This is a genomic window from Hydrogenophaga sp. SL48 (assembly GCF_021729865.1).
Lineage (GTDB): Bacteria > Pseudomonadota > Gammaproteobacteria > Burkholderiales > Burkholderiaceae_C > Hydrogenophaga.
Genome location: NZ_CP063400.1, coordinates 1,600,190 through 1,616,839 on the forward strand (window position 1 = coordinate 1,600,190; position 16,650 = coordinate 1,616,839).

The following is a 16,650-nucleotide window of genomic DNA, read 5'->3' on the forward strand; positions in this document are numbered from 1 at the left end:
CCCCCACAAAACCGGCGTCAAGAATCAATGTCCCAGCAAGTGATCTTTGTGGATATTGACGACACCATGGTGCGGTCTGTGGGCGTCAAGCGCATCCCAATGCCCGCAGTGATTGCGCAAGTGCGACGGCTCAAGGCAGAAGGTGCAACGTTGTACCTGTGGAGCTCCGGCGGCGCCGAATTCTGCAAGGCTACGGCAGTCGAGCTCGATATTGCTGAGAGCTTTGATGGCTTCTTACCCAAGCCAACTGTGTACATTGACGATCAGCCCGTGCATGAGTGGCGGTTTTGCAAGCACCTGTACCCGTCACAAGCCGAGAACGTCTAACCAGCTCGGCTAGGCATGAGCTGCGCTTGACGGCGGCCACCGCCATGCCGCTTTGAACCAAGGCAAGAAGGCCCACGGTGCTGGGGCTTTGGTAGGCGTTGTGCGGTAGCGGCGTCCGTCGCGGCGCAGTGCCTGCTCGGGCTCTCAGTGCCTGGACATCCGGTTCGGGTATGGATCAGGCAGACATCCGCGCCAGAGGAGGGGGCGCAACGCGGGCGTGTGCGATGTGCGCGGCAGCAGCTGATCGCAGGCCGTTCAGGCCAGAAACATCGTATCGAGCGACTGCTTGATCGCCGTTCAAGTCTTCAAGGAGCAACAAACCTGCCGCTTGCAGCTGCTCCCTGACCTCGGCCGGATCGAAGCCCGACAAAAACGCCTCACCGGCGGAAGACACCTCCGACTTCAGCTTGCTGAACGCATCTGCCACGAGGGCGCCGGGCTTGAGGGCGGCTTGGTCAACGTAGTTGAACACCAGTTCGCTGCCCTCTGGTGCGGATGAGGCGATCGCCGCAAGGGCAGAGAGGTTCGCCTCCCGGGTCAGGTACATGGTCACGCCGAGCCATGAAAAGAATGTCAATCGACTGCGCTGGAATGAAGAGCGAGCCAGGGCCGAGCCCAAGGTCTCTGCCGAAAGGTCAGCGGCGATGAATTCAACGGATGCCGACGCATCGACGCCGCATGCCGACAAGCGTTGTCGTTTCATCTCTTGCGTCGCGGGATGGTCGATCTCGTAGACGTTCAGTTCGGCGGCCCAGATGGGTCTCCGATACGCAAAGCTGTCGAAGCCAGCGCCGATGATCACGTACTGCGTGGCGCCCCGTTCGACAGCGGCCTTCAGCGCGTCCTCCGAATAGCGAGCCCGGGTGATCACATCGGCGTAGGCGGCATTCGAGCGCAACGACTGGGCGAGGATGTCGGCAGGGTTCGCCGCTTCGGCTCGCGCGGTCGGCGGCATGCTGCTGAGAACGCGCTGGAACAGCGCTGTTCGAACGGTATCTGGAACCAGTCGATCACCCCAATGGTCTTCAAGCAGAGGAGCAGGGTCGTGGCGCGAATGCAGTGCGCGCATCAGTGACGTGGCGAGGGCTGTGCGGCTGGCGTCGATTGGGTTCAATGCGGTCTCCGGGATTCAGGGGTGCGCAGTGTCCAACCCCGGGATCATTCTGTACAGTGCATTGTTCTGAACGAATACCTGTACAAAATGAACTCGTTGGATCTCAACCTCCTGGCTGCGCTGGATGCCCTGTTGACGACGGGCAGCGTTGCCGCAGCAGCGCAACGCATGCACCTGAGCGCTCCGGCGATGAGCCACAAGCTGGCCCGAATCCGCGATGCGCTGGACGATCCCATCCTTGTTCGTGCAGGCCAAAAGTTGATTCCAACACCTCGCGCGGAGGAGATGCGCGCGCCGTTGCGGCGCTTGATCGGCGAAGCGGCCGCGCTGATGCAACCCGGTGGAGGGCTGGACCTGACTCGGGTGCAGCGTGAATTTATCGTCCGAGCACCTGAAGGGATGGGTATCGTCTACGGGGCCGCACTGCTTGCGGAAATCCAGCGAGAAATGCCGCTCGCAACGTTGCGTTTCATTCCTGAAAGCGACAGCGACGCGATGGCCTTGCGGGAAGGCCGCATTGATCTCGATGTCGGCATCGTTCGGGACGCCGGTCCCGAGGTGAAGACCGCGCCGCTGTACGAGCAGCGCATCGTGGGCGTCGCGAAGGCCGGGCATCGTTTGTTGGCCGCCCGTTTGACGCCGAAGCGGTTTTCTGCCGAGCAGCATGTGAGCATCGCCCAGCGAGGGCGGAACAAGGAAGCGGTAGATGCATTGCTTGCTGATATTGGCTGTGCAAGACGCATCGTGTTGACCGTGCCGAGCGCCTACGGTGCGCTGATCGCCGCCGCGCGTTCATCTTTGATCGCCTGCGTGCCCGAGCCCTTGGCGCGCACGGTGGCCAGCGGACTGGGGCTGGAGATATTCAAGCTGCCCGTGGCCATTCCCGTTGAGCAGGTGGTTCAGGCTTGGCATCCTCGCGTTGATGCCGAGCCGGCCAGTCAGTGCCTGCGTCGCTGCGTGGCTTCGTTGTCGGGGAGTGCAACGTTTGGGCCGCTTGGGCGACGCGCTGTGGCTGGACACAACGCGCTTATTTCGTAGCCACCCACTGTTCGTCCTTGGGGCCGAGAGCAGTCAAACAACCAAGCGACGGCTCGGCATGTGGACAGGCTTTTACCCCGTCATGTTCAGCCGTTCGCGATGCGGCTGACCAACGCCTGGGTGAATGCCGCTGTGCTTGCCTTGCCGCCCAGGTCGCCCGTCCGCACCTTGTCGATGTTCAGCGTGGCATCGAGCGCCTGGCGCAGGTGGGTGGCCTTTTCCGTGAGCTTGACGTGGTCCAGCATCATCGCGGCGGCCAGCAGCAGGGCAGTGGGGTTGGCGATTCCCTTACCTGCGATGTCCGGCGCTGAACCGTGGACCGCTTCGAAGATGGCAGCGTCGGCACCGATGTTGGCGCCCGGCGCCATGCCGAGCCCGCCCACCAGGCCGGCCACCAGATCCGACAGGATGTCGCCGAAGAGGTTGGTGGTGACCAGCATGTCGAACTGCCAAGGGTTGAGCACCAGCTTCATCGCGCAGGCATCGATGATGACGGTGTCGAGTTCGAACTGGCCCTTGTACTTGCGCTCGTACAACTCAAGGCCGGTCTCCAGAAAGATGCCCGTGAGCGCTTTCATGATGTTGGCCTTGTGCACGATCGTGACCTTCTTGCGGCCGGTGGCGACGGCGTGTTCAAAGGCGTACTCCAGCAACCGGCGGCTGCCTGCGCGGGTGTTGATGCCGGTGGCCATGGCCACGGCATGCGGGTCGTCATCGATCTGCACGAAATGCTCGTGTCCGATGTACAGGCCTTCCAGGTTTTCGCGCACCACGACGAGGTCGATCTTGTCGAAGCGACCGCCGGGAATGATGGTCAGGGCAGGGCGCAGGTTGGCATACAGCTTGAATTCTTCGCGCAGCCGAACGTTGGACGAGCGATAGCCTCCGCCCGAGGGCGTTTCCAGCGGGCCCTTGAGCGCCAGGCGCGTGCGTCGGATGCTGTCCAGGGTGGCCTGTGGCAGGGGGTCTCCGGCCTGCTTGACACCTTCGAGACCGGCGATCTGTCGGTCCCAGTCGAAAGGGGCCTTGAGCGCATCCAGGGCCGCCAGCGTGGCGTCGACGATCTCCGGGCCAATGCCGTCGCCGGGGATCAGGGTGGCAGGAATCAATGTGGTCATGGTGGCGGTCCTCGATAGAGAGTTGCAGGAAGAAAGAGGCAGGTGGCTCAGGCCTTGCGCACGAACCCGGACTTGGGTTGCATGGCCCCGATGCCATCGACCTGGCAGTCTATGTCGTGGTCGCCTTCAATGCGGCGGATGTGGCGGGCTTTCGTGCCCACCCTTCGAGGGGGTGATCAACTGAACGTCCGCAAACTTCTGGCTTCCCGCAACACGGTGTGTACGTCGGTCTCAATGCCGGCCCAGGCCTGTTCGGACATGCCCGCCGGACACCGCAGGCGGTTGGGCATGCGCGCGTTGATGGCCACATCCTTTCGGGCAAACACCACGCTGTTGCCACACTCCCGGGTCGCCACGGCCAGTGACTCGCCGTCGAAACTCAGGGCGATGCGTTCCAGGTAGGCACCGAAGTGCAGATCAAGTTCGTGCAGGTTGCAGACCATGACGCCACCCGTGGTGAGCAGCCGGGCGCACAGGCCGTAAAAGTTCTGGGTGCCCAGCGATGGCGCCATGCTCTCGGCATCGAAGCCATCGACCATGATGATGTCGTGGCTCGCATCGTCCATGGCGGCGACGAAGTCCGCGCCATCGGCGTGCACCACCCGGAAACGATCCTGATCTGGCGGCACCTCAAACTGGTCTCGCAGCGCAATGACCCGTGGGTCGATTTCCACCACCGTGACGTCGGTGCCGGGAAAGTGTCGGTGGCAAAACTTGGGCAGCGATCCCCCACCCAGCCCGATCATCAGCATGTTGCGCGGTTGAGGCGCAAACACCATGAACCCCATCATCAGGCGCGTGTAGTCCAACACCAGGCGGTCGGGTTGGCGCGGGTCCATCGCGCTTTGCACATCGGTCATGCCGAAGCTGAGCGTTTGCTCAAACCGCTTGTGCCGAATGCGCACGTCCCGCACGTTCAGGCCCGCATCGATGAGAGCGGTTTGCAGTGCCGATCCAAAATTGAAGCTCATGCCGTTTTGCTGGTTGTGGTCGTGTTCTCGCGCATGGCGATGAACGATCCATGTGTTCATTACACATCTTTGATGTGACTATAGTGCGCTTTTGATTTAAATAACATTATCATGTGATGCTCATGTTTTCCAACGTGCACCTTGCAACGCGCCTCGTCGCGCACGCCTGCACGTCCGCACCGTGTGTGAAAAGAGGTTGATCGCATGTCACTGTCCGCCCTGGAACGAAGCGTGCGCGCCACGCGCCCCCGCTGTGTCCGCGTCAACCTGCGTCTCTGGTACGCGCTGAAGGCCGCGAACCTCATTGAGCAGCGTGAGGTTGCACCCAGCGCCACGGCGCTCGCCGGTGTGCTGTTTCCCCACTTTGGCGAGGCGCTGCTGGTGCTGGACCCCGATCTCGATGGGCATGCGTTCGAGATCGAACAACCCGCCAAAGGGCCTGCTCCGGCGCCAGTTCAAAGGCGCATCGCGGCGCCACCGCCGGCCGCTTCGTCCGCGCCGAAAGACGCCCACACCGGGGCGGCGTTCGACCGTCGCTGGATGGGGCGTTACTGAGCGCAGGCCCCGGACGCATGCACATGCAATTTACATAGAATGCGCACATGGAGCTCAAAACTGCCCGCCTGACGGTCCTCATCGACCCCGCCAAAAAGAAGGCCTTTGAAGGCCTTTGCGCGAGCCAAGACGTGACGCCGTCACAGGTGGTGCGCCGTCTGATCCGCGATTACCTCGCCGCCCACGGCGAAGGCTTCATTCCCAGCGGCTCCGCTCCACAAGTCGCCGAAGAAGACAGCGAAACACCTGTGTGATCGGCAGGAACGGGGCGACCTCACCCTCGCCGCAGTTCATCAACCACATGGTCGTGAAGCGCCTGCGCCGCGGCATCCTTGCGCGCGGACGATGAGATCACGGCCGCGACCTGCAGCCGGCTCAGCGGCGGCAACCCGTGTCGGGCGTCCAGCTGCACCAGCTCGGGTGGGCATGAGCTGCGTTTGACGGCGGCCACCGCCAACCCGCTTTGCACCACGGCCAGCAGGCCCACGGTGCTGGGGCTTTGGTAGGCGATGCGGTAGCGGCGCCCGGCGCGGCGCAAGGCCTGCTCGGGCATCTTGCGCGCCATCGAACCCGGCTCGAACACCGCCAGCGGCAGCGGGGCCCGTTGCCACACCGGGCTGCTGGCCAGGCCCACCCAGACATACGCCTCATCGAACAGGCGGGTGCCTCGCGAAGGCCGATCCTGCGTCACCAGGGCCACATCCAGATCGCCGGATGTCAGCGCCGGGATCAGCACCGTGGACTGGGCGCAGACCATCTCCACTTCGACCTCGGGGTGCGTCTGCGCAAAGCGCCGCAGCGCCGGCCCCAGGTGGGCCGCAGCGTAGTCCTCGGGAAACCCGAAACGCACATGGCCCGTCACGGGCACGGTCGCCAGCGCGGACTGCGCCGCCGCATGCGCCAACAGCACCTCGCGCGCCTTCGGTAGCAGCCGCTCGCCAGCGGGTGTGAGCGCAAAGCGCCGCGCATCGCGCAGCAACAGCGGCACCGCCGCCGCTTGCTCCAGCTTCTTGATCTGCATGCTCAGCGCCGCTGGCGAGCGGTGCACCACACGGCAGGCCGCCGACAGCGAACCACCGTCGACCGCGGCGACGAAAGCACGCAGCCAGTCCAGCTGCAGGTCACGGGAACGGTTGGTCATATCGGGTTGGCTGCAACAGAGATGGTTTCGTTTATCGAATGGATCACACAAGAATATCGCGCTTTGCGAACTTCAGGAATCCGCCGACAGTGCTGCCATGACAGACACACAACGCTCTTCCGGTGCTGGGTTCATGGTGGCCGGTGGCCTGCTGATGGGAACGCTCGGGCTGTTTCTTGAGCAGGCCGGCCAGCACCCACTGACCGCGGTGTTCTTCCGCTGCCTCTTTGGCGGCGCGGCATTGCTGGCCTATGCGCTGGCGACCGGCAGGCTCAAGGAGCTTCGCCCGACACGCCAAGGCATGGCCGTGGCAACGCTGACGGGCAGCCTGATGGTGGTGATGTGGGCCAGTTTTTTTGCCGCCATCCAGTGGACCTCGATCGCGTTGGCGACGGTGACGTTTCACTTGCAGCCCTTGTGGTTGCTGCTGGCCGGAACCTGGCTGTTCGGCGAGCGGCTGGGCCTCGCGCGGGCGCTGGGCGTCTTCGGCGCCTTTGCGGGGTTGACGATGGCCACCGGGCTGCTTCACACCGGCCTGCCGGCAGGGCAGCCGCTGTTCGCCTGGGGCCTGGCCTTGGCTGTGATGGGGTCGGTGTGCTATGCGGCCGTGTCGCTGCTGGCCCAGCGGCAGCGCGCGCTCAGCTCCCTGGGTTTGACGTTCTGGCAGTGCGCCACCGGCACGCTGCTGCTGGCCTGGTGGCCCGCCTGGCACGGCCTGCCCGCCCAGTGGGGCGGTTGGCCTGCCGCCACCTGGGGCTGGCTCGTGGGTCTGGGCGTGCTGCACACAGGCTTGGCCTATGCGCTGATCTATGCCGGCATGCAGCGGCTGGAGGTCGGGCGGATTGCGCTGCTGCAGTTCGTCTACCCCATTGCCGCGATCACGCTCGATGTGGCGATCTATGGCCGGGCGCTGGATGGCACGCAGTGGGCGGGCGTGTTGCTGATGGGCGCGGCGCTGTGGTGGGCCGGCCGAACCGATGCGGTTCGCCCGCTGGCTGCCCGTGGTGTGCAAAGCGGCTGAAGCGACGGCACCCGTTCTTGATCTCGACGGTGTGGATGTGACGGGCGGCCCATGAGGTCCAGGCGCAGCAGTGGCGCGAGGCCGCGCTGAAGCTGTTGCACGTTTGAAGGCGGTGGGCGATGCGATCTGGGCGGTCTACAACCTGCGTGAAACCTGGAAGAGCCTGGGACCGCGCGTGGAGACGGCGAAACACGCTGCGGCTGCGCCGTGCCGCAACGATGCTTGCCTTTGTGGGAGTGGGAAGAAATTCAAGAAGTGCTGGGGTTGAGCACGGGAGGGATTTCAGGCAGCCTCGGCCAGGAGCTGGCATTCAGAGGCGGACCGCTTTCCGGTTACCCAGCGAGCCAATTGCAGACCAGTATCAAGCGTCTGAAGTGGTCGCCATAGAATCCTCCTACTACAAGGCAACTAGGGTGGAGATACGGCTATGGCGATCCCGGACTTTCAGTCATTAATGCTTCCTGTGCTCAAGGAGTCTGCCGCCGGCGAGGTGCGAATTTCTGATGTCGTCGCTGTACTGGGGGGCAAGCTGGCTTTGACTGAGGCTGAGTTATCAGAGCTCCTGCCCTCGGGCAAACAGACTACGTTTGCCAACCGCGTGAACTGGGCCAAGAGCTATCTGGGCAAGGCCGGCCTGATCAAGCTCACTAAGCGCGCGTACTTCGAGATTAGTGAACGAGGCCGGGCCGTGCTGGCCAACCCGCCGCAGACGATCAATATCAAATTCCTCGAGTCCTTTCCCGAGTTCAAGGCATTCCGAGAGACGGCGGCTGAGAGTCCTACCACTCCGCAATCGCAGCCTACCAACTTCAAGGAGCTGGCGCCCGATGAGGTGATCAGGTCCGCAAGTGATGAGCTTCAGCAATCACTCAGTGCCGAGCTGCTCGCAAAGATCCTCTCCTCACCCCCAGACTTCTTTGAGCGCCTCGTCGTTCAGCTCCTAATCGCCATGGGCTACGGTGGGTCAGCCATTGAAGCCGGTAAAGCCCTGGGTAAGAGCGGCGACGGTGGCGTTGACGGCGTTATTGATCAGGATGCGTTGGGACTGGATCGGATCTACGTCCAGGCAAAGCGCTACACGGATAACAAGGTGTCGTCAGGCGAGATCCGGGACTTCTTCGGATCGCTGGATCGGTTCAAAGCAAACAAGGGTCTTTTCGTCACGACGTCTACGTTCTCACAGGCAGCTAAAGAAACGGCCGACATGCTGAGCAAGCGCATCGTGTTGATCGATGGGCTACTTCTCACCCGGCTGATGATCCGATTTGACATAGGCTGTCGGGTCGAAGAGGTTGTCTATATTAAAAAACTCGACGAGGACTTCTTCGACTGACGATTTGCCGGCGCCCACCGAGCGAGCATCGCAGCTCGGTCAGGAGTTTTCAGTCCTGATCGCTCGGAACTGGATAGTCTGCGGCACAAAATGGGCTCAAGGCAGAATTCGATCCTGCTCGGTACACCGACCTCGCATGCCGTCCACAGCTTTCCCTTCTTTAGTTCGGCTGCAAGGCCTCGACCGCTCAGACCGTGTTCAGACCTACGCTCAAGTCGCCGAGACTGTGCTGCGCGTCCAAACAGCCCTTGAGACACGAGGCTTTAAGTGCCGACCTAACAGCGCACTTGGCTCGTTGTTTCGGAAGGCCCAAGTACTGAACGAGCAGTGGGAAGCCCAAACCAACGGACAAGACATCCTGACTTTGATGCAGGCTGATGAAGCTGTTCGCATCGCGCAGGCCGTCGAAGCAGTGCTTCACGAACCCGAAGCCGAAGAGGCGATTCGACGCATCACCAAGAGCGACATGCACTTGTCTACGCGGCAGCCATCGCAGGGGAAAGACGCGCTATGGGAACTCGACCTCCATCTGTTTCTGAAAAACCGCAAAGTGCCCGTGAGGATCCACGAGCCGGACCTCGTTGTGAAACTTTCTGACTTCCTTGGTGATTACGGCGTGGCCTGTAAGAAGGTCTACTCTGAGGACAGTGTCGAAAAGCAGCTTCAGAAAGGATGTCGGCAACTGCGTGCGACGGGGGTACCTGGTGTCGTTGCATTCAATCTGGACGACATCACGCCGCAACGCTCCATCTTGGCTAAACCCACGCGTCTGGCGACGAATGACTCGCTCCATGGGCTGAATATCGCGTTCATAGAACGGCATCGAATCGTGCTGCAAGAGGCGGTAGTGTCAGGTGCCTGCGACGCGATCTTGCTGGCGACAGCGGTGCAGGCAGACATCGAAGGAATGTCTCCGCGCTTCAATCGGGTCACCGAGTTCACGCTATGGACTGTCAATGAAGCAGGAGCCGCAACCCGCATGCGAATCGCAGCGCTGCGTCGCCTTATCGACGGCACCCTATAGAGACCGGGGTCGGGAGATGAAACCCGATAGATAAGATCGCCTGGATGCGGCAAGCTGACGTCGCAAGAGGTTGGCGGTGGTCTGCAGCCAACCAGATCCACCCGGTCGGTCACCCGCGCAATCCACTCACCGCCGTATCTCGTCAAACCCCGCCGCCATGGCCTCGCGCTCGTCCCAATCCACCGCCGCCTCCGCCAGCGGATCAGCGCCCTGCAACCAGGCGGCTTGCGCATCCGGCGCGTCCAGCGCCAGCACCAGGGCGTGGTTCAGTTCGTAGGCGCCCCAGGCCAGACCCTGCTGGCGCAGGGCGGCCTGCAAGGCCGACTGCAGCAGCATGCGCACCATCCGGTGCGGCCCGGAAAACGGCACCTCGCTCACGCGCCCGGCCGCGGCGTCCACGCAGGCGCGCCGGTCGTGCGAGGCGTGGCCCCGGCAGGCCAGCGGTCGCGCGCGGTGGATCAGGCACACGCCCTTGACCACGAAGGCGCAGCGCCGGTGCATGGTCACGCGCGCCGTTTCGTCCTGCCCCCGGGTGGCGGCGTCGGTTTCGCGCACAGCGGTGATGAGGTGAATGCCGTGGCTGGCCAGCGTGGGCGCGGTGGCGCGCAGGTAGTTGGCCAGCACAAACACCTCGGGCGCGAGCGCGGTGACGCGCAGCGTGCAGCAGCTGGCGCAGCCTTTGCCGCAGGCCACGGGCGGCTGGCCCTCGCACTGGATCGCCACGTTGCCGTCGAAGCTGTCCCAGGCCTGCAGCAGCGCGGCCTCGGGGCCGGCGGTGGCGAGCGTGTGTTCAAAGGCGCCGCGCTGCTGGCGGAAGAGGGCTTCGGCGCCGTGCTCGTCGGGGGTGGTCTGTTCTGGCATGGGCGAAACCTCTCAAGCGGTCATGCGGTCACCGGCGTGTCCAGCACCGCCTTGAGGTTGAGGCTCATGTTGGTCTTGGTCGCGTCGGCGTAGGGGCAGATGCCCTTGGCGCGTTCCATCAGGCTGTCGGCCGTGACCTGGTCCAGCGGGCCGGCCAGCGTGGCCGTGAGGCTGAGCGCCATGCGGTAGGCGCCTTCGAAGTTCACGTACATCGACAGCGTGGCCTCGACGTAGCAGCCGCGCAGCGGCAGCTTGTCGGCCTTGGCGATGTGGCGGATGGAGTGTTCGAAACAGGCCGCGAAGGCGGCCGCGAACAGCATCTCGGGGTTCGGGCCTTCGCCGCTGCCGCCCATCTCTTTGGGCACGGCGAGCTTGAGCTTGAAGCTGCCGTCTTCGCTCTGCACCTGACCACCGCGACCACCCTGGGTCAGCATGGTTGTTTTGTAGACGAGGTCCATGTCAAACGCTCTTTCCTTTGAGCAGCCGCGCCTTTTCGGACGGGCTGTAGTTGTTGAAGTGGCCCTGTGCCGCAGCGAGCCGGCGGTTGGACATGCGGATGGCTTCGATCTTGCCGGCCGGGGCGATGCGCGAGACGCACTTCTCCAGCTCGGTGCTCGCGCAGTGCGGGCAGGTGGGCACCGTGCTGGAACGCACCAGCAGCTCGAACTCGGCCTGGCAGGCTTTGCAGTGGTAGTCAAACATGGGCATGTTGGCCTCCGGTGGGGGTGGAACAAGACTTGGTGGGCGAGGCGCAGCCTTCCAGCGAGCTCGGGCGCTGCGCCGAGGGCACGAGGCCGATCCAGGCCGTGACCGCCGCGGTGTCGAAACCGACATGGCGGCTGCCGTCGGCGGCGTTCAGCATCAGCGGGCGGCGGATCAGCAATGGCTCGGAAATCAGCAGAGCGAGGGCGGCCTCGGCGTTCAGCGCCTCGGGCACCACCTCGCCGCTCTTGATGCGCGGGGCGGCGCGGTTGAACCACTCGGGCACGGACAGCGGTGCGAGAAACGCGAGCAGGGCCTCGGGTGTCCAGTGGGCGGTCAGCAGGTTGCGCCGCTCCAGCGTGTGGCCGGCGGCCTGGAGCACCGCGCGCTGGCGCGCGTTGCCGCCGCAGCCGGGCTTTTCAAAGAAGGTGATGTGGCTCATGTGGGGCTTTCGCTGGGGGCGGGTTGGCGCGCGGGGCGCAGCAGGCGCAGGCATTCCAGGCTGGCGGCCATGTCGAGCGCGCTGAAATCGTCTTGCGTGCGCAGGCTGGCGTCGGCGCCGAGCGCAAGCAGCTGGCGCAGCACGGCGGCCTTGCCGCTGCTGGAGGCGTACATCAGCGCGGTGGCGCCGGTGGTGTTGGTCTGGTCGATGGGCACGCCTGCGCGCACCAGGCGCTGAATGCCCGAGAGATCGCCGTGCACGCAGGCCAGCCAGAGCGCGTTGTTGCCGTCGCGGTTGACCGCGTTGAGCGTGACGCCCTGTTGAAGCAGGGCGCTCACGGTGGCGGCGTCGCCGCGCCAGGCCGCGAGCATCAGGGGCGTGTTGCCGTGGGGGCCGCGCGCATCGGGATCGTCGAAGCCTTCGGCGCGCAGCCAGTCCGACAGCGCTTGCGCGGGTGGTTTGCGTGGCGGTGCGGGCGGAGGCGGTGGGGGCGCTGCAGGGGCTGGTGCGTTCTGCGCCGCGACCCATGCCGCCTGGCCACCGATGAGGTCGCGGACCTCGGTGAAACCGAAGTCGGCAAACATCTGAGCCCACGTCTGGCTGGCGTTGCCGTGGTGGCAGTAGATCAACACGGGGCGGGTGCGGGCGGTGCGCAGCAACAGGGTGTCCTGGTTGTCGCTGCAGAGCCGCACGGCACCGGGCCAGCCGTCGCGCTCATGGCTGGCGGCATCGCGCGCGTCGAGCAGCAGGGCGTTGGGGTGGGCCGCGCACCAGGGGCCGAGCTCGGCCACGGTGAGACGGCGGAAGACGCGTTGGCCTTTCATGGGCGGGGCTCCGGGCAGGGGGGGGTGCTGGCGATGTGTGCGTCCGTCGGGCCACGCGAGAGCGCGAGCAGGCCGCTGCACTGGTCGGTGATGTCCCTCACGGTCTGCGGCTTCAGGCGCTGCAGCCAGCGCCGGGGCAGGGCGGCCGCGCCGCAGCGCGCACCTGCCAGCATGCCGATCAGGGCGCCGGTGGTGTCGGCGTCGTCGCCCTGGTTCACGGTGGCGATCAGTGCTTCTTCGAAGTCGTTGTGCCGGGTGTAGAAGTGCAACACGGTCTGCACCGTGTCCACCACATAGGCCGTGGCGTGGCCGCGGTACGGTGCAAAGTTGAAGGCCGGGTGCTGCTCGATCCAGCGGTGAATCCAGAGCAGGCTGTCCACCTGGCTGGCGCCATCGATGAGCTGGCGCACAAGGTGGCCAAACCCCAGCGTGGCGGCGTCGGACAGCGGGTGGTGGTGCGTCAGCCGCGCCTGCGCGATGGACAGGCGCTCGAAGGCGGCGTCGTTGCCCAGCGTGGCCAGGGCGACGGGCAGGTTGCGCATCAGCGCGCCGTTGCCGCCGTCGCCTGCGTTGTACGGGCCGGAGAGACTGTGTTCGTGGAGGTAACGCAAGATGCCGCGCCGGCAGGTGTTGCCGATGTCCACCGGCTTGGCCTGGAACCACTTCACGAAGGCCTGGCCGATGGCGTGCACCAGTGCGTCGTCGCCCAGGGCGTGGGCCTGCTGGGCCTGCGGGCCGCCTCGCAGCAGGGCCTCACCGAGAGCCAGGCACATGGTGGTGTCGTCGGTGACCTGGCCGCGCGCGAGCTTGAGCCAGCCGCCGCCCACGATGTCGCGGTGCACGCCGTATTGCAGGGCGATCTCACGCGGGCGCATGAACTCCACCGTGGCGCCCAGCGCATCGCCGATGGCGAGACCCAGGTAGGCGCCGAGCACCTTGTCGAAGCGATCATTCATAACGCGCCACCACGTCGTAGTCGCCACCGAGGGCGATCACCTCCTGCTCGCCCTGCAGCACATGGCCCGGCAGCAGGCCGGGGAACACCAGCAGTTTGCTGCGCGGCACCAGCAGCTCGAACACCCAGTCGCCAAAACAAGAGGCGTCTTCGGGGCTGAGGCTGAAGGACACCACGTTGTTGAGCCGCACGCGGCACTGGCGCCCGCGCAGGGAACCGCTCAGCAGCTGCTCTTCCACCCGGTTGCTGCCGCGCCAGAGCCGCAGGTGGCGGCCCTGCATCTGAGGCGCTGGCAGCGGGAAACGGGCCAGCGCCCACTGGCAGAACTCGTACAGCAGGTCGAGCTGCTGGTGGATGTTGTTGCTGTGGTGGCGGCTGCTGGCTTTTTCTTCGAGGTAGGTGATCCAGGCCGGTGAAGGGAAGCGCGCCAGCGGCGCCTTGTGGAAGGTGGGCACGAGGCCGAAACGGCTTTCCACCCAGCCCTTGAGCACCGCACCGGCTGCGCCGTTGGCGTCCATGCCCCAGCCCTGCAGCAGGCGGCGCCAGCTGCCGCGCCAGCGCCGCTGCTCGGCCGTGCCCAGGCCGTCGAGTTCGTGCCGTTCCGGCGGGCGCAGGCCGAAGGCGATGGACAGGTGGTGCACAAAGACCTCGCGCGCTTCGGTCAGGTCGTTGCAGCGGTCCAGCAGCGCGAAGAGACCCGGCTGGGTCTCTCGCGTGCCGGCGATGTGCAGTTCGGGCGCACGCTGGTTGAAGCCCGCGCTGGCCAGCCAGGCCGTGGGCACCCCCACCAGGTTGGTGCTGGTCCAGCGTGGGGGCTGGTCAAGGCCTTCATCGCTCGCCACGGCCGGCTCAAGAGGAACAGATCAGACGGGGCGGTTTTCGTTCGGATTCCGCACGGGTCCCATCAGGGTCAAACCTTCGGCGTAGGTGATGGTGTCGAAAGTGACGTCGAACTTCAGCGCGGCGTCGGCGATGGCGTCGAGCTTGCCTGCGGTGTCCTTCTTCTTCAGGTCGTTCTTTTCCAGGTAGAACAGGTCGAGCAGCTCGTTGTAGACCGTGGCTTCGTCGATGGGCAGCACATAGAACATCGCGCCCTTGTACGGCACCTGGTACTTCTTCGAGAGGTCGATGTTGTTGCAGAACAGGAAGTACTTGCCGCCCGCGCTCAGCGTGTCGCCCAGCACCTCGGCCACGTCCTTCAGGTACTCGAAGCTCAGCAGGTAGCCGGCGAAGAACGAGAGGGTTCTTTCGCCCACGGCGCCCACCGCCATGGTCTGGCCGCAGAGCAACTCGGGCGGGCGGGCCTCGTCGGCCAGCTTGGGCGCGAAGCGCAGCGCGAGCTCACCGCGAAAGCCGACCCGGCCGTACTTGTTGGTGCTGCCCTTGAGCAAGGGGTTGAGCAGACGGCCCTCGCTGTCCAGGCGGGCAAACGCCGTGTCGTCGATCTCTTGGGTGGCCAGGGTGGCGGTCATGGAGCTTCCTTCGGGTTGGTGGCAGGGTTGATGGCAGGTTGTGCCGGGGGATTGGGGGTGTTGCGCATCCAGTCGGCGGTCTTGAAGAAGGCCGCCATCAGCACGCTGTGCAGGTCCGGGGGCACGCCGGTCTGCTGCATGGCCGCGGCCATGCAGGCGAGCCAGGCATCGCGCTGGGGCACGCCGATGGGAAAGGCCGCGTGGCGCATGCGCAGGCGCGGGTGGCCGCGCTGCGCCGTGTAGTCCTTGGGGCCGCCCAGCCACTCGGCCAGGTACAGCCGCAGCACGGCTTTCGTGTGGCCGAGGTCAGGCTCGTGCATGGCGCGGATGCCGGTGGCATCGGGCCGGCTGTCCATCTGGCTGTAGAAGGCGTTGACCAGGCGGTCCACCGCCGCCTGGCCACCGATCGCCTCGAAGTGCGAGGGCGGTGCCAACTGTGTGGTGGTGGGCGCGAGGGGCAGGTTCATGCCTCTCCAACAGCAATCAACGTACCAGGCGCATTTGCCGCGCGGCGGCCACCAAACGCGACACAAAGCCGCCGAAGCGACCCGTTGACGCGATGGGTGTGCGACGGATTTCGCCGTTTTGTCGGGAACAGGACAAAGCCCGGACGGGGCCCATCGCGAGCCTCAAAAAGTGCACTTTTCCCTCTGTAGAGGCCCTGTTTCAAGAGCGACAAAACAGGGGCCAAAACACATGGCACGGAAGCTGCAGAGAGGAGGCTGCGCGGACACCAGTCCGGCCGACGTGAACCTAGAGCAATAAGACCAACAGGCACGGAAGGCTGACCCAAAGTCGCGGCAACGCTTGCTTAGGTTCTTTAACTTTCCTGAATGGAGTACTGCAATGGCCAAACTTCGGCAAATCGCCTTTTACGGTAAAGGCGGCATCGGTAAATCGACCACTTCCCAGAACACCCTGGCTGCTCTGTCCGACCTCGGCCAGAAAATCCTGATCGTCGGCTGCGACCCCAAGGCCGACTCGACCCGCCTGATCCTGCACGCCAAGGCCCAGGACACCATCCTCTCGCTGGCCGCTGAAGCCGGTTCGGTGGAGGACCTGGAGCTCGAAGACGTGATGAAGATCGGCTACAAGGACATCCGCTGCGTCGAGTCCGGTGGCCCTGAGCCAGGCGTCGGCTGCGCTGGCCGCGGCGTGATCACCTCGATCAACTTCCTGGAAGAAAACGGCGCCTACGATGGCGTGGACTACGTGTCCTACGACGTGCTGGGTGACGTGGTGTGCGGCGGCTTCGCCATGCCCATCCGCGAAAACAAGGCGCAGGAAATCTACATCGTGATGTCGGGCGAGATGATGGCCATGTACGCGGCCAACAACATCTCCAAGGGCATCCTGAAGTACGCCAACTCGGGTGGTGTGCGCCTGGGTGGCCTGGTCTGCAACGAGCGCCAGACCGACAAGGAACTGGAACTGGCCGAAGCCCTCGCCGGCATGCTGGGCAGCAAGCTGATCCACTTCGTGCCGCGCGACAACATCGTGCAACACGCCGAGCTGCGCCGCATGACCGTGATCGAGTACGCCCCTGACTCCAAGCAGGCCGCCGAGTACCGCACCCTGGCTTCGAAGATCCACAACAACGCCGGCAACGGCACCATCCCCACCCCCATCACGATGGACCAGCTGGAAGACATGCTGATGGAGTTCGGGATCATGCAAGCGGTCGACGAGTCCGAAGTCGGCAAGGCCGCTGCGGCCGCTGCCGCCCTGGCCGCCGCAGCCTAAATGGCCACA

The 16,650-nt window shown here is 64.7% G+C and carries 22 protein-coding genes and 1 pseudogene; 9 read left to right on the plus strand and 14 right to left on the minus strand.

Features of this window, described 5'->3' with window-relative positions; translation table 11 throughout:
• Positions 1 to 27 precede the first annotated feature (27 nt).
• Positions 28 to 327, plus strand: a complete 300-nt coding sequence (locus IM738_RS07700) for an HAD family hydrolase (RefSeq protein WP_236965289.1) — start codon at positions 28 to 30, stop codon at positions 325 to 327.
• Between the two features lie 175 nt (positions 328 to 502).
• Here the strand turns inward: IM738_RS07700 and IM738_RS07705 are convergent, their stop codons facing one another.
• A complete protein-coding gene (locus IM738_RS07705) occupies positions 503 to 1,441 on the minus strand; it encodes a class I SAM-dependent methyltransferase (protein ID WP_236965290.1) in 939 nt (312 codons plus the stop codon).
• Between the two features lie 87 nt (positions 1,442 to 1,528).
• Here IM738_RS07705 and IM738_RS07710 point away from each other — a divergent pair, with 87 nt between their 5' ends.
• Positions 1,529 to 2,479, plus strand: a complete 951-nt coding sequence (locus IM738_RS07710; protein ID WP_442908494.1) for a LysR family transcriptional regulator — start codon at positions 1,529 to 1,531, stop codon at positions 2,477 to 2,479.
• An 86-nt stretch (positions 2,480 to 2,565) separates the two neighbouring features.
• Here the strand turns inward: IM738_RS07710 and IM738_RS07715 are convergent, their stop codons facing one another.
• Genes IM738_RS07715 through IM738_RS07725 form a run of 3 tightly spaced genes read right to left on the minus strand, consistent with a single transcriptional unit; the run spans position 2,566 to position 4,628 of the window.
• Positions 2,566 to 3,597: an isocitrate/isopropylmalate dehydrogenase family protein gene (locus IM738_RS07715; RefSeq protein WP_236965292.1), complete on the minus strand. Its 1,032-nt coding sequence runs from the start codon at positions 3,595 to 3,597 to the stop codon at positions 2,566 to 2,568.
• A 47-nt stretch (positions 3,598 to 3,644) separates the two neighbouring features.
• A complete protein-coding gene (locus IM738_RS07720) occupies positions 3,645 to 3,758 on the minus strand; it encodes a PhnA domain-containing protein (protein WP_442908495.1) in 114 nt (37 codons plus the stop codon).
• 15 nt (positions 3,759 to 3,773) lie between these two features.
• The gene (locus IM738_RS07725; protein WP_236965293.1) at positions 3,774 to 4,628 is read right to left on the minus strand and encodes a fused MFS/spermidine synthase; all 855 of its coding nucleotides are present in this window, start codon (positions 4,626 to 4,628) and stop codon (positions 3,774 to 3,776) included.
• Between the two features lie 144 nt (positions 4,629 to 4,772).
• Between IM738_RS07725 and IM738_RS07730 the strand changes: the two genes are divergently transcribed.
• Together IM738_RS07730 and IM738_RS07735 are read left to right on the plus strand one after the other, a co-directional pair.
• On the plus strand, positions 4,773 to 5,123 hold the full coding sequence (locus IM738_RS07730) for a hypothetical protein (RefSeq protein WP_236965294.1): 351 nt from the start codon (positions 4,773 to 4,775) through the stop codon (positions 5,121 to 5,123).
• 47 nt (positions 5,124 to 5,170) lie between these two features.
• Entirely contained in the window at positions 5,171 to 5,377 is a 207-nt protein-coding gene (locus IM738_RS07735; RefSeq protein ID WP_236965295.1) for a CopG family transcriptional regulator, read from the plus strand.
• A 20-nt stretch (positions 5,378 to 5,397) separates the two neighbouring features.
• Here the strand turns inward: IM738_RS07735 and IM738_RS07740 are convergent, their stop codons facing one another.
• Positions 5,398 to 6,264, minus strand: coding sequence for a LysR family transcriptional regulator (locus tag IM738_RS07740; RefSeq protein WP_236965296.1), 867 nt, complete (start codon positions 6,262 to 6,264; stop codon positions 5,398 to 5,400).
• A gap of 97 nt (positions 6,265 to 6,361) precedes the next feature.
• On the opposite strand from IM738_RS07740, the gene IM738_RS07745 reads away from it, so the two are divergent.
• From IM738_RS07745 to IM738_RS07760, 4 genes and pseudogenes are all read left to right on the plus strand, one after another.
• Positions 6,362 to 7,285, plus strand: a complete 924-nt coding sequence (locus tag IM738_RS07745) for a DMT family transporter (RefSeq protein WP_236965297.1) — start codon at positions 6,362 to 6,364, stop codon at positions 7,283 to 7,285.
• Between the two features lie 97 nt (positions 7,286 to 7,382).
• Positions 7,383 to 7,553: pseudogene (locus IM738_RS07750) on the plus strand (SEC-C metal-binding domain-containing protein); the annotation flags it as partial.
• A 159-nt stretch (positions 7,554 to 7,712) separates the two neighbouring features.
• A complete protein-coding gene (locus tag IM738_RS07755; RefSeq protein ID WP_236965298.1) occupies positions 7,713 to 8,618 on the plus strand; it encodes a restriction endonuclease in 906 nt (301 codons plus the stop codon).
• 136 nt (positions 8,619 to 8,754) lie between these two features.
• Positions 8,755 to 9,642 carry a hypothetical protein gene (locus tag IM738_RS07760; protein WP_236965299.1) on the plus strand — a complete coding sequence of 296 codons (888 nt, stop codon included), beginning with the start codon at positions 8,755 to 8,757 and terminating at the stop codon, positions 9,640 to 9,642.
• Positions 9,643 to 9,768: 126 nt separating this feature from the next.
• On the opposite strand, the gene IM738_RS07765 is transcribed toward IM738_RS07760, so the two are convergent.
• Genes IM738_RS07765 through IM738_RS07805 form a run of 9 tightly spaced genes read right to left on the minus strand, consistent with a single transcriptional unit; the run spans position 9,769 to position 15,365 of the window.
• The gene (locus IM738_RS07765; RefSeq protein ID WP_236965300.1) at positions 9,769 to 10,503 is read right to left on the minus strand and encodes a YkgJ family cysteine cluster protein; all 735 of its coding nucleotides are present in this window, start codon (positions 10,501 to 10,503) and stop codon (positions 9,769 to 9,771) included.
• A gap of 20 nt (positions 10,504 to 10,523) precedes the next feature.
• Positions 10,524 to 10,961 carry an Ohr family peroxiredoxin gene (locus tag IM738_RS07770; protein ID WP_236965301.1) on the minus strand — a complete coding sequence of 146 codons (438 nt, stop codon included), beginning with the start codon at positions 10,959 to 10,961 and terminating at the stop codon, positions 10,524 to 10,526.
• A 1-nt stretch (position 10,962) separates the two neighbouring features.
• A complete protein-coding gene (locus IM738_RS07775; protein WP_236965302.1) occupies positions 10,963 to 11,211 on the minus strand; it encodes an FmdB family zinc ribbon protein in 249 nt (82 codons plus the stop codon).
• Complete coding sequence (locus IM738_RS07780; protein ID WP_236965303.1) at positions 11,198 to 11,647, minus strand: ArsC/Spx/MgsR family protein; 450 nt, start codon at positions 11,645 to 11,647, stop codon at positions 11,198 to 11,200. Before IM738_RS07780 ends, IM738_RS07775 begins: the two co-directional genes overlap by 14 nt.
• Positions 11,644 to 12,471: an ankyrin repeat domain-containing protein gene (locus IM738_RS07785; RefSeq protein WP_236965304.1), complete on the minus strand. Its 828-nt coding sequence runs from the start codon at positions 12,469 to 12,471 to the stop codon at positions 11,644 to 11,646. Before IM738_RS07785 ends, IM738_RS07780 begins: the two co-directional genes overlap by 4 nt.
• Positions 12,468 to 13,427: an ADP-ribosyl-[dinitrogen reductase] hydrolase gene (gene draG, locus IM738_RS07790; protein WP_236965305.1), complete on the minus strand. Its 960-nt coding sequence runs from the start codon at positions 13,425 to 13,427 to the stop codon at positions 12,468 to 12,470. The genes IM738_RS07785 and draG overlap by 4 nt, the downstream gene beginning before the upstream one ends.
• A complete protein-coding gene (locus IM738_RS07795) occupies positions 13,420 to 14,268 on the minus strand; it encodes an NAD(+)--dinitrogen-reductase ADP-D-ribosyltransferase (protein ID WP_236965306.1) in 849 nt (282 codons plus the stop codon). Before IM738_RS07795 ends, draG begins: the two co-directional genes overlap by 8 nt.
• A gap of 21 nt (positions 14,269 to 14,289) precedes the next feature.
• Complete coding sequence (locus IM738_RS07800) at positions 14,290 to 14,898, minus strand: hypothetical protein (RefSeq protein ID WP_236965307.1); 609 nt, start codon at positions 14,896 to 14,898, stop codon at positions 14,290 to 14,292.
• Positions 14,895 to 15,365 carry a group II truncated hemoglobin gene (locus IM738_RS07805; RefSeq protein WP_236965308.1) on the minus strand — a complete coding sequence of 157 codons (471 nt, stop codon included), beginning with the start codon at positions 15,363 to 15,365 and terminating at the stop codon, positions 14,895 to 14,897. The genes IM738_RS07800 and IM738_RS07805 overlap by 4 nt, the downstream gene beginning before the upstream one ends.
• Positions 15,366 to 15,744: 379 nt before the next feature.
• Here IM738_RS07805 and nifH point away from each other — a divergent pair, with 379 nt between their 5' ends.
• Positions 15,745 to 16,641 carry a nitrogenase iron protein gene (gene nifH / locus IM738_RS07810; protein ID WP_236965309.1) on the plus strand — a complete coding sequence of 299 codons (897 nt, stop codon included), beginning with the start codon at positions 15,745 to 15,747 and terminating at the stop codon, positions 16,639 to 16,641.
• Positions 16,642 to 16,650 lie beyond the last annotated feature (9 nt).

Bases quoted from the DNA above. Each gene is read 5' to 3' on its own strand.
- IM738_RS07700 (WP_236965289.1), top strand. From the start codon at position 28: ATGTCCCAGCAAGTGATCTTTGTGGATATTGACGACACCATGGTGCGG.
- IM738_RS07710 (WP_442908494.1), top strand. From the start codon at position 1,529: ATGAACTCGTTGGATCTCAACCTCCTGGCTGCGCTGGATGCCCTGTTG.
- IM738_RS07715 (WP_236965292.1), bottom strand. From the start codon at position 3,597: ATGACCACATTGATTCCTGCCACCCTGATCCCCGGCGACGGCATTGGC.
- IM738_RS07725 (WP_236965293.1), bottom strand. From the start codon at position 4,628: ATGAACACATGGATCGTTCATCGCCATGCGCGAGAACACGACCACAAC.
- IM738_RS07730 (WP_236965294.1), top strand. From the start codon at position 4,773: ATGTCACTGTCCGCCCTGGAACGAAGCGTGCGCGCCACGCGCCCCCGC.
- IM738_RS07735 (WP_236965295.1), top strand. From the start codon at position 5,171: ATGGAGCTCAAAACTGCCCGCCTGACGGTCCTCATCGACCCCGCCAAA.
- IM738_RS07740 (WP_236965296.1), bottom strand. From the start codon at position 6,264: ATGACCAACCGTTCCCGTGACCTGCAGCTGGACTGGCTGCGTGCTTTC.
- IM738_RS07745 (WP_236965297.1), top strand. From the start codon at position 6,362: ATGACAGACACACAACGCTCTTCCGGTGCTGGGTTCATGGTGGCCGGT.
- IM738_RS07755 (WP_236965298.1), top strand. From the start codon at position 7,713: ATGGCGATCCCGGACTTTCAGTCATTAATGCTTCCTGTGCTCAAGGAG.
- IM738_RS07760 (WP_236965299.1), top strand. From the start codon at position 8,755: ATGCCGTCCACAGCTTTCCCTTCTTTAGTTCGGCTGCAAGGCCTCGAC.
- IM738_RS07765 (WP_236965300.1), bottom strand. From the start codon at position 10,503: ATGCCAGAACAGACCACCCCCGACGAGCACGGCGCCGAAGCCCTCTTC.
- IM738_RS07770 (WP_236965301.1), bottom strand. From the start codon at position 10,961: ATGGACCTCGTCTACAAAACAACCATGCTGACCCAGGGTGGTCGCGGT.
- IM738_RS07775 (WP_236965302.1), bottom strand. From the start codon at position 11,211: ATGCCCATGTTTGACTACCACTGCAAAGCCTGCCAGGCCGAGTTCGAG.
- IM738_RS07780 (WP_236965303.1), bottom strand. From the start codon at position 11,647: ATGAGCCACATCACCTTCTTTGAAAAGCCCGGCTGCGGCGGCAACGCG.
- IM738_RS07785 (WP_236965304.1), bottom strand. From the start codon at position 12,471: ATGAAAGGCCAACGCGTCTTCCGCCGTCTCACCGTGGCCGAGCTCGGC.
- draG (WP_236965305.1), bottom strand. From the start codon at position 13,427: ATGAATGATCGCTTCGACAAGGTGCTCGGCGCCTACCTGGGTCTCGCC.
- IM738_RS07800 (WP_236965307.1), bottom strand. From the start codon at position 14,898: ATGACCGCCACCCTGGCCACCCAAGAGATCGACGACACGGCGTTTGCC.
- IM738_RS07805 (WP_236965308.1), bottom strand. From the start codon at position 15,365: ATGAACCTGCCCCTCGCGCCCACCACCACACAGTTGGCACCGCCCTCG.
- nifH (WP_236965309.1), top strand. From the start codon at position 15,745: ATGGCCAAACTTCGGCAAATCGCCTTTTACGGTAAAGGCGGCATCGGT.